The organism is Paenibacillus macquariensis, assembly GCF_900156375.1.
Classification (GTDB): Bacteria; Bacillota; Bacilli; order Paenibacillales; family Paenibacillaceae; genus Paenibacillus_AQ; species Paenibacillus_AQ macquariensis.
Genome location: NZ_FTNK01000002.1, coordinates 163,477 through 178,149, shown reverse-complemented (window position 1 = coordinate 178,149; position 14,673 = coordinate 163,477). Strand labels below are relative to the sequence as shown.

Sequence of the window (14,673 nt, the reverse complement as noted above, 5' to 3'; positions counted from 1 at the left end):
TATATACAACTTAAAACCAATCAGCATAACCCATTTCTCTCAAGTTGTTACGAGACGTCTCCAAGCAATCAAATGGATCTCGACCGTACAGATCGTCTTGCTCAACAAAGAAATACTGTGCACCATGCTCAAGACCGGCATCAATAATAGCTGGCATATCAAGGTTACCCTCACCAACTTCTGCAAATTCAATTGTATTCGTGAAGATATGCATGAATTTAGCAATATCTTTGAAATCTACTTTACTTAAATCCATCTGTCCAATTCGATAATCCTTCAAATGTAATAGAGAAATACGACCACCATATTTCTTAACAACCTCGACTGGATTTTCGCCAGCTCTTTGAATCCAGTGAACATCTAATTCAAATCCAAGTTTAGATGTATTATTTTTTATCATGTCCAATAGATATTCACCATCATATTTCTGGAATTCAAGATGATGGGTATGATAGTACAATTCAATGCCATGTTCAGCTAATTTAATTGCCATCATTTCAACTTTTCCAATGAACTCCATGATTTTATCTTTATGACCCATGACGTTTAATGGCAACATGCCGATTCGCAAGAAATGACAATCTAACGTTTTGCAATCGTTAACAATTTTATCGAAATCATGTGTCAGCGTCTCGCCCGGTGCACCAGGTAGCATTGGCTCTAAAGCCGCGGAAAGAGCCGCAATTTCAATATCGAAATCTATACTAGCTCTCTTCATCTCAGCTACATTTTCTGTTGTCATTGGTATTTGTGATACCTCTACACAGTGGTACCCAAGCTCATTTAATGTCCTCATCGTCTCATATACGCCGATCTCTTCGACTTTGCCTCTGAGCATCATCATTTGCACACCGATTTTACCTTTTTTCATTGTATTAAACCCTCCATATTCATTGTTCTTTTTACTTCAGAAGATTTACGAATGGTATCTATCATTTTCATTGCAATAAGTGCGTCCTTCACATGAACATAATCCTGAACGTTATTTGCTATACAGGAATAGAATTGATTAATCAAACTCACATGGCTTGCCCCGTAATAGGATTTAGTACCAAGTAGCTTTGTATCTTCAATCAAATCTTCCTTTTCACCCTGTGCATTAAGCCTAGTTAGTACGCTATCTTTGATGGTTAGTTCGCCATTCTCAAAGAGCACCTGAAGCTCAACGCTGGAATTACCTGTGTTAGCGATCGTTGCATAATATAATCCCCTTGCGCCGTTTACGAACTGAATATGAGCTGTAGCTGTATCTTCAACTTCAATGTCATAGTCCAATAAGTTATCAATAGAGCCTCTAATGGACTCTATTTCACCGCCTAACAACTGCATTAAGTCCAAAGTGTGGATAGATTGGTTAATCATGACTCCACCGCCTGCATACTTCATACTTCCGCGCCACGGCTTAACATCATAATAAGACTGCGGTCTAGACCAGGTAACCAATCCCTTGATACCCACAACATTTCCATATTGTTTACTCTGGACAATCTCTTGAATCTTTACGAAAGTCTCATTAAATCGATTTTGTAGACACACGCAAATTTTAACATCCTTATAGTCTTCCTCTAGCTTTACTAAGGTTAGCCCCTCATCAGCGTTTAATGCCAAAGGCTTTTCAAGAAATACATGAACACCTTTTTCCACACAGGCTTTCGTCGCAGGTAGGTGAAGATAATGTGGTAAACAAATATGAACGCAATCCAGTGTTTCTTGTTCTAACATATCATGAAGATCTGTATAAAAACTCACGCCTGGCAGGGTATCCCTTAATGTTTCATCCCGATCGCAGACTGCTACAAGCTCAATATTTGGGTTGGCTTGAATAGCCGGGATGTGAATGTTAGATATATCCCCAAGTCCAATAACAGCAGCTTTTATCAAAATTCCATCCTCCTTGGAAACCTATCACTTAAACTATTTAAACTAAATACTATGAATTACTTTTTCATCTTCAATTTTTTTGTTTAATTCAGCTAAATATAGATCTTCATCAAATGGAATCTCTACTTGTTTACCTAAAAAGCTAGAAAGATGGATGGCATTTGCTAATCTAACACCATGTATACCATCGCTACCAGGCGCGATTAATGGTGTCCCGTCTACAATATTTGCTGCAAAGTTTTCTAATACGGCTATATGCTGGGCACCCCATACACTTTCAAATTCGAGAACTTCCTCACTATATATTTCAGATGCACCTTGGCCCATGAAAATTTTCATAACATCCTGCATGCTCATGCTAGAACTCATTTCAGCCTCAGGTTTAATGAGTCGTTTTATCGTAATCTTCTTGCTGTCATCAACTACGATTTTACCTTTATCGCCTAAAATTTCGAACCTATCCGTACCCAGAATGTCATGTGTACAGGTAATAAATACACCCGTCGCCCCATTCTCGTAGTCAAACATAGCAGTTACTTCATCCTCAACCGCAATCTTTCTTTGGTAACCATATTTCACATTGGAATATACCTTATTCGGCATACCGCAAATCCACTGAAGCAAATCTAATTGATGTGGTGCTTGGTTAACAAGTACACCGCCGCCTTCGCCGCCCCAAGTTGCTCTCCACTCACTTTGATCATAGTAACCTTGCGGTCTCCACCATGTTGTAATCAACCAGTTCGTCCGGCGGATCTCACCAATTTCACCACTATCAATCAAATCTTTAAGTTTTTGATAGAGTGGATTAGTTCTCTGATTGAAGAAAATAGCAAAGGTCAGCTCAGGTTTTGTAGCTGCATATTCATTTAATTCTTGAACCTGTTTCGTATACACACCCGCAGGTTTTTCTACCAACGCGTGGATGTTTCTCTTTAATGCATTAATGCCCATCTCGGGGTGCAAATAGTGAGGAACACAAGTTACGATAGCATCAACATCATTGCTATCAAGCATGTCGATGTAGTTGTCATAGAAAGGAATGTCCGGATACTTCTCTGCACACATTGCCTTTTTATCTGGGTCGATATCACAAATAGCCCCAATTACCATGTTGTTAACTTTGCCTTCCGCTAAAAATCCAGCGTATAACCCACCTTCAGCACCAATACCGATAATTCCTAATTTTACGTTGTTCATCATTATTTCCCCCTACCCTCTATACGTTCAAGGATTTGTAGTAGTGACTCATATTGAATCCGATAACCGTCCGCGCCATCTAGTCCATTGTTGTCCTTTATTACTTCAGAAGCGTCCTCAAGCTCTAAATCTTTTAATGAATCGAATAAAACTAAGTGTGGTTCTAATGTTAGAAATCCCTTGTATCCGCTTTCAATTGCTTGCGCTAAGATCTCTGGTATTTTCCCTTCGCCTGTGCCACACACAACATTTTGGCTGGTTGTTGAAACAGCATCTTTTATGTGAATATAAACAATTTCCTCTTTAAGCAGCTCGTAGCACTCTTGTGTATCCTCATCGCACTGTACAAAGTTAGCAAAATCAAAAATGGCCTTAAAATGTGCTGCATCAACCCCTTTAATAATTTCGTAACAGCGTCTTGCAATGTCGCCAAAGATATCCTTTTCATTCTCATGTAATAAGATAACATCGTATTGTCTCGCGATAGCGGCATATTCCTTTAACTTATTTATGACTTCATCTCGATATTGATCTGCATTCTCTCCTTCTGGAATATAGAAGCTGAATATTCGGATATATTTACAATTTAATAAATTGCTAATCTGACACAGCCTATCTAACATAACCTTTTGGTTGGCAAATCCCGCTTCATCGTTGATGAACACTTTGCCAATGGGAGATCCAATGGAGGAAATACCCACACGCCATTTGTGAAGCCGAGGTAGTACAAGCTCCTTAATCTCATCTACAGTAAAATCTCCGATGTTTCTTCCATCGATACCTCGTAAAGAAATATATTGCATTCCTAGTGTTGTTACTACCTCAAGCTGAGTATTGAAATCAGACGAGATTTCATCTGAAAACCCCGAAATCATTAAATTATTATTCATTTGTAACTACTCCTTTTTTTTCATCCGTCATATGGGGCACTCCTCATAAAGTAGGCCCATATGACGGGAATTCAACCTACTCTTTGTTTCCTCTTTTGCTAGCTAAATCCATCGTAAGTTGGGTTGTACGTTTCTTAGATAATGGGTATAGGAAGGCTATTATGATGAAAACCACTAGGAATACAATTCCTGGTACTAAAGTAGCTATCATATGAATTCCATTTAATGCGTCTTGTGTTTGTACCTTGAGCGTTGCATCATATCCCACGGACGTCAACGCAAAACCGCCGAGACCACCTGCAATCGCTTGACCCACTTTACGAGCAAATGAATATACAGAATACACGGTTCCGTCTTCTCGTAAACCAGTTAAATATTCATGATAATCGATCACGTCTGTTACGAACGCCCAAACCACTACACTAAAGAATGCATATCCAAACCCACCCACAGCTGCAATCGCCATAAATTGGATTGCAGTTAAGTTGGGTAAGCAATATAAAAGAAGATATACAATGGCTGAAAGTAACATACCCACTGCTGCTATTTCCTTTTTACCAAATCTAGCTACCAAAGGTTTGGCTAACGGAAAGACAATGAACATCGCAGCCATTTGAACAAGTCCTACGATACTTAATAACGCTGCGTTCCCAAAATAATCTTTATACAAATACACGCTTACTGCACCCATAAGCATGCTACCCATCAAGAAAATGAGTGATGCTGATAGAATAGTAAGGAGTGGTTTGTTTTTCACAATACCTTTTAAAGTTACACTTAAATTAGTTTTTTGAACGGTAGTTTCAGAACTAACAACACGTTCAGTAGATAATTTATAACACCCCATATAACAAGCAATAGATAGAATTCCGAAGATAATGGCTCCTAAAGTAAATCGGCTTGCATCTGCCTTATTGTCTACAAACAATATCATTGGTCCACCTACACTAACGATTAAACCCGCCAAGGCCCCCCCCATCGATCTAAAGGTGGATAAACTTGTACGTTCAACAGGATCGCTCGTTATGACAGAGGCCATGGAGCCGTAAGGAATATTTACTGTACTGTATAAAGTTCCCCATAAAATGTATGTGACAAAAGCATAAGTTAGATAGAACCCATCTGACATTCCTGGAATATGTATGAACATGATTACCCCAGAAATGACAAGTGGAAATGACATTCTGAAAATCCAAGGTTTGAACTTACCATGTTTACCAGGTTTTCTCGAATCAATGAAACGACCCCATGTTACGTCCGCAACCGCATCCCACAATCTTGCAATTAAAAAGAGTATCCCTACACTAGCTGCACTGATACCAAAAATATCTGTGTAATAAACCATCAAGAAAGAACTTACTAGAATAAAGAAGAAATCATTACCGAAATCACCTAACAAATAACCCAGTTTATCCTTCAGACCAAATTTTCCTGCTTCCACATTAGTAGTTACTATTTTTGTTGTTTCCAGACCTGGAATTGGACTCATTCTAAACCCTCCATTATATTAATCGAATTCTAGCAAAGCTTTCTCTAAAAAGGTCCTAATTATTGTCCCAATCCAGCTATAATCTAAGAAGCTACAGTAATGTGAAAGCGCTTACCAAACAGTTGTTATAGATATTTCTGCACCTTTCATTCACTGGAATCTACGTAAATGTCAGTATGCAGAAATCGGCGTCCGGTCTACTATGCAAAGTTAAACGCTAAATTGTAGCTATTTCTTATATCCAAAATCCGGAATGTCCATCCATCTCTTTCGTAACTCATGCGCCGCATACTTCGGTTTTCTGTCGCGTGTAAAAATCCCCTTCTTATTTCCTTGCACACGTAGAATTCCTTGACTCGTACTAAAGTCAGCAAAATTCCATACTTGTTCACCGATGAAGTGTTCAAACTCATCAAAAACTTCATGATTTGCTCGTAAATACTCGACTTGATACTCTTCTGTAAACATGACTGGGTCAATATCATGTAGTCCAGCAACCGTATCTGCCCCATACTCGGTCATCATAATCGGTTTACCTGGGCAGCGTTTGTACCAACCGTTAAATTCATTACGTAGACTCACCTTAGCCATTTCCATATCTCCACCAAAGGCGTACCATCCATAATAGCGATTTAAGGCAAGTACATCGATCAGATCAGCGATCTTATCCGTAACAGGCGTTGACATCATATGAGTAACGATCGTTACCGGTCTCTTTTGCGGATCATATTCCTTGGTTAGTTCCACAAGTGGTTTGAAATATTCGTAAGCTCCTTCTTCTTCGGAAGCAGGTTCGTTAGCAATGGACCACATGACCACACAAGCATGATTTTTGTCTCGATCAATCAGTTCTCGAATGATCTCCTGATGATGTTCACCAGTCGCTAGCTCTTTCCACGTATCTCTCCTACTTCCGCCACCCATCAAAGTAGCTCCGAAGTTCAAGTGTAAGCCCACAGCAGGCGTCTCATCAATCACGACAAGACCTTCTTTATCAGCCAATCTCATTAATTCTTCCGAATATGGATAATGTGCCGTCCGGAATGAATTGGCGCCAATCCACTTCATCAATCGGAAATCAGTTACATTAACCGCTTCGTTAAATCCTCTTCCATTAATATGGGAATCTTCGTGTTTACCGAAACCTTTGAAATAGAAAGGCTTGTTATTGATGAGAAACTGTCCGTTCTTCACTTCAACCGTCCTAACACCGAAAGGTTGCTCATACACATCAATGACTTCATCATCCTTCGATAATGTTGCCTGAAGACTGTACAGATACGCATTCATCGGCTCCCATAATTTCACTTCACTAATATTAATGCTGCCTTTATGGCCGCTCAGTTCTCCAACAATAGTTCCTTCTTCATCAAGAATACGAACATTTACCTGCGCATCGCCTACAACGTTTAGTTCATATTGAACGATGCCACTGGCTTCTTGTATTGCCGTAACGATAGTCACATCTTTAACATAAGTCTGAGGAGTCGTATATATTTTCACAGGTCTATGTATACCCGCATAATTGAAAAAATCGAAATTCGGCGTATTTCGGATGATTTTTCCAAGACCAGGTACTTCTTTCTCACTATAAGCCCCAATAGGTAATGTGGTTTCATCCACAATATTATTTACTGCAACTGTCACACGATTCTTCCCTGTTTGTAAGAAAGAATTGATTTCTGCTTCGAATGGCGTAAATCCGCCTTTATGTTCAACAACAAGCTGACCATTCACATACACCTTTGCTGTATGCGTAGCTGAACCAAATCGTAACACGATCCGCTCTGACAACATTATTTTTGGAATAACAAACTCTCTTTCATACCATACAAAGCCTACATGATTACGAACATCAGATGTAATTCCCACATCATTATAAGATGCAGGCACTGCCATATTTATAGTATCTGTAAGCTTTGCTTCGTACCACTTCTCATTAAGCCCCTCACCTTTATCCAGTTTGAAATTCCAAATTCCATTTAAATCAATAATGCCACGAGAATCCGTTAAAATTGGATACAACAATTGAGGCCACTCCTTTTCAAATTCAATATTGTAAGTGCTTACAAAATGAGTATAATCATATTTAGCGGATCCAAGAAGGATTTAAATTGCTATTTCAGGACTAAATTAACATGAAGAGAGTTGGTTATGTAATGGTCGATCATCTTCAAATGACATCTGCGAGCATCAGTATTTTTCATTTAATCAATACCAATACATTCATCTTAACTAAAGATGGTTCTGTACATTTGGCACATGAAAGCGATCAATTACCCGATTTCTTACATGGAATTCAACAAAGAGATTTCATCTTCCTCAGCGGACAAACAGTTCACAATAAGCAATGCTGTATGTACACGAACGAACTGGGTCTTACTTATTTATCATGCATCGTTGAGTTCGAAGGGGAAGAAGCAAATATTTGGGTTGTTGGGCCTATTCTAATGCAAATCCCAGATGCACATAGAATTGATGCTATCTTCCATGCGGAAACATACAAGCGAGATGTTATGCTAGATTTTGTTGGGAGTTTAAAAATGTTCAGTATCACCAGAATTCAAAGTCTTGTCAACGTCCTTAACAATGCTAGTTCCATTCGTCAGATTCCCTATCGCACTTTGAATTCACAGTACATAGAGTCAGATCCATACGGTACGAACTATATGCAGCATGTTTTACGGCAACCGGATGAAAAGGATACTAAAGTTATTGAAATAAGATACGAACTTGAGAAAGAAATCATGAATGCGGTCGAAAACGGGGATAGATTAAAAATGAAGGAGATCATGTCGAAATCGAATAATTTGTTTGATTTCTCTGAACGTCTTCCGAATCAGCCTGTTCGAGCAATGAAAAATATGTTAATCGTTTTTAATACAGCGTTACGCATAGCTGCGGAGAAAGGAAAGGTTCATCCTTTTTTTCTGCATCACATCTCAGAAAAATTCGCCAAACAAATCGAACGTTCTGATAGTATTAATTCCCTTAGCATATTATTTGAAGTTATGCCAATAGAGTATTGCGATTTAGTCAAGGATCGCGCCATTTCCGGATATTCTCCCATCGTGCAGCAAGCCGCGCAGCACATCAAGGTTAATTTCAGTAAACCTTTGAACCTGAAGCAGTTAGCACAGGACTGTCTTGTGCATCCTACGCATTTGTCGAGACAATTCAAAAAAGAAACGGATATGACACTGACTGATTTCCAGAATAGGATGCGAATTGACGAAGCTAAGCTTCTCTTGAAAGATAGCACTTCGATCGATCGGATTGCCGGCTATGTTGGTTTTGATGATGCCGGATACTTCACACGTATATTTCAAAAGCTAGAAGGGATGACACCCTCCAAGTATAGAAAAATAACTTGATTCGAATGTTAAGATGATTTAAGCGTCTTATGATTCTTCGGGATTCCTCTATGCGCTTTGGCTCACTCGCTTCTCATTGTCTTCTACATCCTACTCTTTTCTATGAACACCCCTTTTTTATGAAAATATGAGATAATAGACACAATCTGATTCCAAAGGAGAATGTCTTTATGAAAGAACGTTTTAATCATTCCAATTATTTGGTTCGCAAGCAATTCTTCAGAATTTTTGGAGAAGCATTTCATATCTATGACCCTCAAGATGGACTCGTCTTCTATGTTAAGCAAAAGGCTTTTAAGCTGAAAGAAGATATTCGGGTATATAGTTCTGAGGATATGATGGAAGAAGTGCTCGTCATAAAAGCACGATCACGGATTGATTTCTCCGCTACATACGATGTCTTTGACCCTATTTACAACGAAACAATCGGTAGCTTTAGAAGAAAGGGTATGAAGTCTATTCTGAAGGATGAATGGGTCATTCTCGACAATCAAGAACGCGAAGTCGGACTTATTACAGAAGATAGTATGTTACTAGCTCTACTCCGTAGATTTCTATCCAATCTCATACCGCAGACGTATGTTGGAACAATCGGGCAACACGAGGTGTTAACTTTCAAACAAAGATTCAATCCTTTTGTCCAAAAGATAGAACTAGATTTCTCTATGGATAGAAACCAAATGCTCGATCGTAGACTCGGGATTGCCGCTAGCGTCTTACTTAGTGCAATCGAAGGTAGACAAGACTAAATAATAAACAACGCCCAGATATAATTCTATATCTGGGCGTTCATGTAATCATAATATAAATCCTTATTGTTGTTTTAATTGGAGCATTTGTTGTAGCAACTGTTCTATATCCGTCTCAGGTAATGCCTCTGATAAAATTTCATTAACAGTTACTTTTGCTACGTTGAGCTTATCTTGCCCTATTTGTGTTAAAGAGGTATAGATACTTCTTCTATCATCATCGCACGCATGTCTCTTTAAAGCCCCACATCCCTTTGCTTCAAAACGGCTAACCAGTCTAGATACGGCACTCTGACTCAAACCCACCATGGACTCCAATTGTTGTAACTTCAGCTTCATCTCTGGCGCCTCATACAAGAATAACAGCAAATAAAATTCTTTCAAAGATAACTGGTGCTTCTCTTGCAAGTTCGCTTCCAATGTATTGGCTACGTTCATTTGGATATGTGTTAACGCTAACCAGTTGTTTATAAGTTCATTGTTAAGGACATTCTTCATCTCATAATTCCTTTCTCAGACATCAAGCGATTGAATTCTCTGATCATATTATACCATCACAATCGCGTTCTTGTATAAAGAAAGAGACACGCTTAGGCTTACATAGCGAGTCTCCCCATCAATAATCAAGTTATTCAATTATGTCTTTATCTTGTGGTTCTAGGAAATCCAAATTCATACTGCTTCGGAATATCTATCCCTTTTTGAAGTTGAACCGCAGCCTCTAGCGTCCAATACGGATTTCTCAACATTCCCCGTCCAATTGCGACAAGGTCAGCATCCTCATTACCTATAACGGCATTGGCAAGAACAGGTTCATCCAATCTCCCCACCGCAATCACCGGAACATTCAGACTCTGCTTTATTTCTCTAGCCAATGAGATCTGATAGGCTGCATGTGTTCCCGGTTTACCCGCAGCTGCAATTGCTCCTTCACCACCTGCACTTACATGGAACATATCTACTCCTGCTTCTTTATATGCCTTACTGAATTCCAGGCTTTCGTCAATTCCATATCCACCATCTACATATTCCTTAGCAGAAATTCGCATGATCAACGGCATGCCTATCGGCATTTCACTTTTTGCTGCACGAATAACTTCCGTTGCGAATCGGTTTAAATCTTGTCCGTATTCATCCGTTCTATGGTTAGTTAGAGGAGATTGGAACTGATGAATGAGATAACCGTGCGCACCATGAAGTTCTATAACATCAAATCCAGCTTGCACAGCCCTGTTTACACCATTGCGGTATTTCTCGACCATATCTTGTACTTCTTCAGTTGTTAGTTCTCTTGGAGTTGTAGAATCTGAGTCAAAAGGAATTGCCGATGGCGCTACAGGAACTACCGCATCTTCAGCCTTACGTCCAGCATGAGCAATTTGAATCCCTACTTTTGCACCATACGAATGGCATGCATCAACAATTCTAGCTAAAGCGGGAATTTGTTCATCTGACCAAATACCGAGATCAAAATCGGTAATTCTGCCATCAGGATCAACATCAGTCATTTCAATAATAATTAACCCCGCTCCACCGATAGCGCGACTCACATAATGCATATAATGCCAATCCGTAGCGATCCCATCTTTATTGGTTACTGAATATTGACACATCGGAGGCATCACCACACGGTTTTTTAGGTTTAAATCCATTAATTCATAAGGGCTAAATAAGTCCTTCATCTATATCTCTCCTCTTTGTAACATTATTTAATTTCATTATGCTCATGTACATTCATATTTAAGTAAGATACTCATGAACACAAATAATTAAGCAAACATTTTAAATGCATGCTCATGCATATAATATATCGAATATCGTAGCATCTGTCAAATGAATAAGAAACTTTACTTTAATAGAATATTGGTAACTACTATGTAAAAAGATTGAATTCGATAAATTAAAGACGACAATAGTCGGAGGTGCCTGATGCGATTTCATCATTGCCTTTTCCTTAGTTGTCTTGACCGACATGCTGAGGATTATCAAACTTATAATGCGCAATTAATATATTAACTAATCAATCAATATATTAATTAATCATAATTATTAAAATATCAATTTAGTTTTAAACTCAAATAGCGTACACCGACTGAGTATCGGCACACGCTGTTGAGTTCTATCCGTCTAATTGGTTTTCAATTCACTATTAATGTTACGAGGAGCACCCTGTTTAATTTCTATAAAAGAGGAAGGTAAAGAATCACCCGACTGGAATTTTTCTTTCGCAATGAACGTACTCATATTCGTTTCGAAGAACGTCGGGTTCTTTTCCCATACATCTGTCAGTACGGTAATGCTGAAATTGCCCTCTGAATCCGGTATGGTTATCGTATAATCCACATTTTCCGCAACATCAAGACCAACCAACAGACCAAGATATAAAGCACCATCAGCCGTATGGCTCACAAGTGTTGGAGGTTTGTCATCAATTACTGTGCCCTCACGGGGTAAGGTAATTTCAACGTTCAAACTGGTATCTTCGGGGAAATGAAATACTTTGTTCGTAGGAAGCGTGTACTTTATGGATTGATAATCAACAGTTAAGTTCGTGTCCTCATCTTCTTCTGGCAAGTAGTACATACTATAATATCCATTCCCGTCAGTAGGGGAGGATTTAGCAAATCCTTCGCCGGTATCACGATCAATCCACACGATCGCCCCTTGAACTGGATTCCCGATCGAATCTTTAACCAGTCCAGAAATTTTGAATTTATCTTCTTGAAAGAAAGCGACAGAGGCTGTTTGGTCAGCAATTAGCTTTCCCTTTACTTCTGTCTGATTGGGATCTTGAGTAGAGACTGTGGTGGAGGTAATTTCGATTGGATAATAAACACTTAATGATAACGGATCAATCTTATCTATGTCAGATTGATCCTTAGAAATCGGTTTATCCTCTATTGATGCATCTTTCAGCGATACCACATACACATTTGTCTCTCCTAGCAGGCTCTGGTCCAGAAGAATCTGGAAGGATCCATCATCACTGGTCTCAATGTTCCGTTTGTTATTCCCAACCTGTAAGACTGCATTGGCGACTGGCTTATCGCCTTTCATGAATCTGCCACCAATACTGGATCTATGGGAACCGTCCACCTTCCATTGCTTCAATGAAAATGCTGTTTGGTCCATTTTTAATTGAAACTCCTGACTTTCTGTATCCGATTTAGAATCGGTGCACCCGACAAAAGTAACTATCAAAAGGATTGAGAAAAGAGCCTTGCTAAATACTTTCATAAATGTAATTCCTCCTAATATCGCACGAGAAGCGGATTCCTAGGAACCCGCTCTTTTGTGATTTCAATTCATTTAATTATTTTGCTTCATGTACACTGCCATTGTCAGCGTCTCCCGCGCTGCCTTGCGTCTTATCTCCACCGATTGCGAAAACGTGAATCTTCGGTTTCGTTCCTCCAGAAGTGAAGGTCAAATACTGTTTGCCATCTGCTATGAAGAATGCCGGAGCCGCTTGGATATTATCACCGGCTGATTGGAATGTCCAGAGAACCTTCCCTGACTTGATATCCATCGCATTGATCTTACCATCCAGTTCGCCGTAGAAGGCCAATCCAGTGTCCGTACTGGTCAGACCACCTCGCATCATATCTTTTGTTTTATTCTGATACACTTGTTTACCTGTATTTACATCAATTGCTGTGACTGTACCGTAAGGGATGATATCAGCCGGTGTCTCACCCAAAGCTGTACCGAAAGCCCATGCTCCGTTAAATCCTTTTTCGAAGTCTTCGTTTTCCGCGCTCTTCATGATTGACGGGTATTCGATACCTGGGATCAGTACATAATTGGTAGCTGGATCGTATGTTTCTGGAGCATAATTCTCTCCACCGAGAACACCCGGATAGACGAGTACGCCTTCAGGAGTCGGTTCTGGATGGTCAATCTTTGCGAACGGAATGCCGTCCCAGACCACGTCACCAGTTGCAGCGTCCCAAGCCCACCATTGACCGGACTTACCACCTTCAACAACAACCTTCTGTGCTTTTCCGTTAACAGTAGCATTAAGGATCATCGGAGAAGCTGCTGCGTCATAGTCCCACAAGTCATGACTAATTTCTTGCGCCGACCAGATCAATTTCCCTGTCGCACTATCAACGGCTACTACTGAATCTGTATAAGGATTTGCCCCAGGACGATCTTTACCGTAGAAGTCAGGAGCCGGATTACCTACTGCGAAATACATGATGTCTGTATCTTCGTCAATGGCTACCGGATTCCATACGGCGCCGCCACCATGGAATTTACTGTTAGCGAGCCAATCTTGACCTTTCGGCGGAACAGTCCAGAACGGAGCATCCCATGCCGGCGTTAGATCACTTGCTTTGTAAGCGGATACAAAACCACGAACGCCATTGTCGCCTCCGCTGCTTCCGATATAAAGATTACCTTTATAATATATGGGCACAGTTGTTTCGTAATACCCATTTTCAACTGTCACTCCTTCAATGCTATCCGCAATTTTGACCGAATTCACCATTTCGCCAGTCTTCTGATCCAATGCAACGATCTGATTATCAATTGTTAGCATAAATACTTTACCTTCACCGACGGAGACACCCCGGTTAGCGACGATTCCAGCTTTATCGAAGTCTTTAGCCATATCGGCCCCTGGTTTGAAATGCCAGATCTGCTTGCCTGTTGCTCCCTCAAAAGCAAAAACTTGGTTACCACTAGTCGTGATGTAGATAACGCCATCAACGACAACCGGATACGATTGGTTACCATTTTTAACGTCTTTATCCAATGTTTTAAGATCTACTGTCCAGACAACACCAACTTCGTTAATATTCTCTGCGGTAATTCCCTTAAAAGGAACGTGTCGCGTGTTAGATAAATCAAATCCATAAGTCGGGAAATTTTCAAACTGTACCGTTGCCGACGGATCAGATTCTGCAGCATTCGAATTATTGTTGTCTGATGTACACGCAGTCAGTGCAATAAGCGTTGCCATAATTGCACCGGTTAAAGCCATTTTTTTAATCAATGTGCATTCCTCCTAGCTTTGTTTTCTTCTAGCCACATCTTCAATCAGAAATACCTAATTCGGGAATCATGATGAATCTGAACTACTA

12 protein-coding genes are annotated in these 14,673 nt (G+C 39.8%); 2 read left to right on the top strand and 10 right to left on the bottom strand.

Features of this window, described 5'->3' with window-relative positions:
- Positions 1-10 precede the first annotated feature (10 nt).
- The 6 genes from BW961_RS03760 to uidA all read right to left on the bottom strand — a co-directional run bounded on the left by BW961_RS03760 (position 11) and on the right by uidA (position 7,488).
- Entirely contained in the window at positions 11-871 is an 861-nt protein-coding gene (locus BW961_RS03760) for a sugar phosphate isomerase/epimerase family protein (protein WP_068580862.1), read from the bottom strand.
- Entirely contained in the window at positions 868-1,881 is a 1,014-nt protein-coding gene (locus BW961_RS03755; protein ID WP_068580860.1) for a Gfo/Idh/MocA family protein, read from the bottom strand. Before BW961_RS03755 ends, BW961_RS03760 begins: the two co-directional genes overlap by 4 nt.
- Positions 1,882-1,923: 42 nt before the next feature.
- Positions 1,924-3,081, bottom strand: coding sequence for a Gfo/Idh/MocA family protein (locus BW961_RS03750; protein ID WP_170878530.1), 1,158 nt, complete (start codon positions 3,079-3,081; stop codon positions 1,924-1,926).
- A 2-nt stretch (positions 3,082-3,083) separates the two neighbouring features.
- Positions 3,084-3,971: a sugar phosphate isomerase/epimerase family protein gene (locus BW961_RS03745; protein ID WP_068580851.1), complete on the bottom strand. Its 888-nt coding sequence runs from the start codon at positions 3,969-3,971 to the stop codon at positions 3,084-3,086.
- Positions 3,972-4,047: 76 nt separating this feature from the next.
- Positions 4,048-5,460, bottom strand: a complete 1,413-nt coding sequence (locus BW961_RS03740; protein WP_082867347.1) for an MFS transporter — start codon at positions 5,458-5,460, stop codon at positions 4,048-4,050.
- Between the two features lie 228 nt (positions 5,461-5,688).
- On the bottom strand, positions 5,689-7,488 hold the full coding sequence (gene uidA, locus BW961_RS03735; protein ID WP_068580846.1) for a beta-glucuronidase: 1,800 nt from the start codon (positions 7,486-7,488) through the stop codon (positions 5,689-5,691).
- 110 nt (positions 7,489-7,598) lie between these two features.
- On the opposite strand from uidA, the gene BW961_RS03730 reads away from it, so the two are divergent.
- Together BW961_RS03730 and BW961_RS03725 are read left to right on the top strand one after the other, a co-directional pair.
- Complete coding sequence (locus BW961_RS03730) at positions 7,599-8,834, top strand: AraC family transcriptional regulator (RefSeq protein ID WP_082867346.1); 1,236 nt, start codon at positions 7,599-7,601, stop codon at positions 8,832-8,834.
- Positions 8,835-9,004: 170 nt separating this feature from the next.
- Complete coding sequence (locus BW961_RS03725) at positions 9,005-9,583, top strand: LURP-one-related family protein (protein WP_068580840.1); 579 nt, start codon at positions 9,005-9,007, stop codon at positions 9,581-9,583.
- A gap of 63 nt (positions 9,584-9,646) precedes the next feature.
- Here BW961_RS03725 and BW961_RS03720 read toward each other — a convergent pair whose 3' ends face one another.
- The 4 genes from BW961_RS03720 to BW961_RS03705 form a co-directional block, all read right to left on the bottom strand.
- Positions 9,647-10,081: a MarR family winged helix-turn-helix transcriptional regulator gene (locus BW961_RS03720; protein WP_068580837.1), complete on the bottom strand. Its 435-nt coding sequence runs from the start codon at positions 10,079-10,081 to the stop codon at positions 9,647-9,649.
- Between the two features lie 146 nt (positions 10,082-10,227).
- Positions 10,228-11,265: an NADH:flavin oxidoreductase/NADH oxidase gene (locus BW961_RS03715; protein ID WP_068580834.1), complete on the bottom strand. Its 1,038-nt coding sequence runs from the start codon at positions 11,263-11,265 to the stop codon at positions 10,228-10,230.
- A 445-nt stretch (positions 11,266-11,710) separates the two neighbouring features.
- The gene (locus BW961_RS03710; RefSeq protein WP_068580832.1) at positions 11,711-12,820 is read right to left on the bottom strand and encodes a carboxypeptidase-like regulatory domain-containing protein; all 1,110 of its coding nucleotides are present in this window, start codon (positions 12,818-12,820) and stop codon (positions 11,711-11,713) included.
- Positions 12,821-12,896: 76 nt separating this feature from the next.
- On the bottom strand, positions 12,897-14,585 hold the full coding sequence (locus tag BW961_RS03705) for a pyrroloquinoline quinone-dependent dehydrogenase (RefSeq protein ID WP_068580829.1): 1,689 nt from the start codon (positions 14,583-14,585) through the stop codon (positions 12,897-12,899).
- Positions 14,586-14,673: the final 88 nt, after the last annotated feature.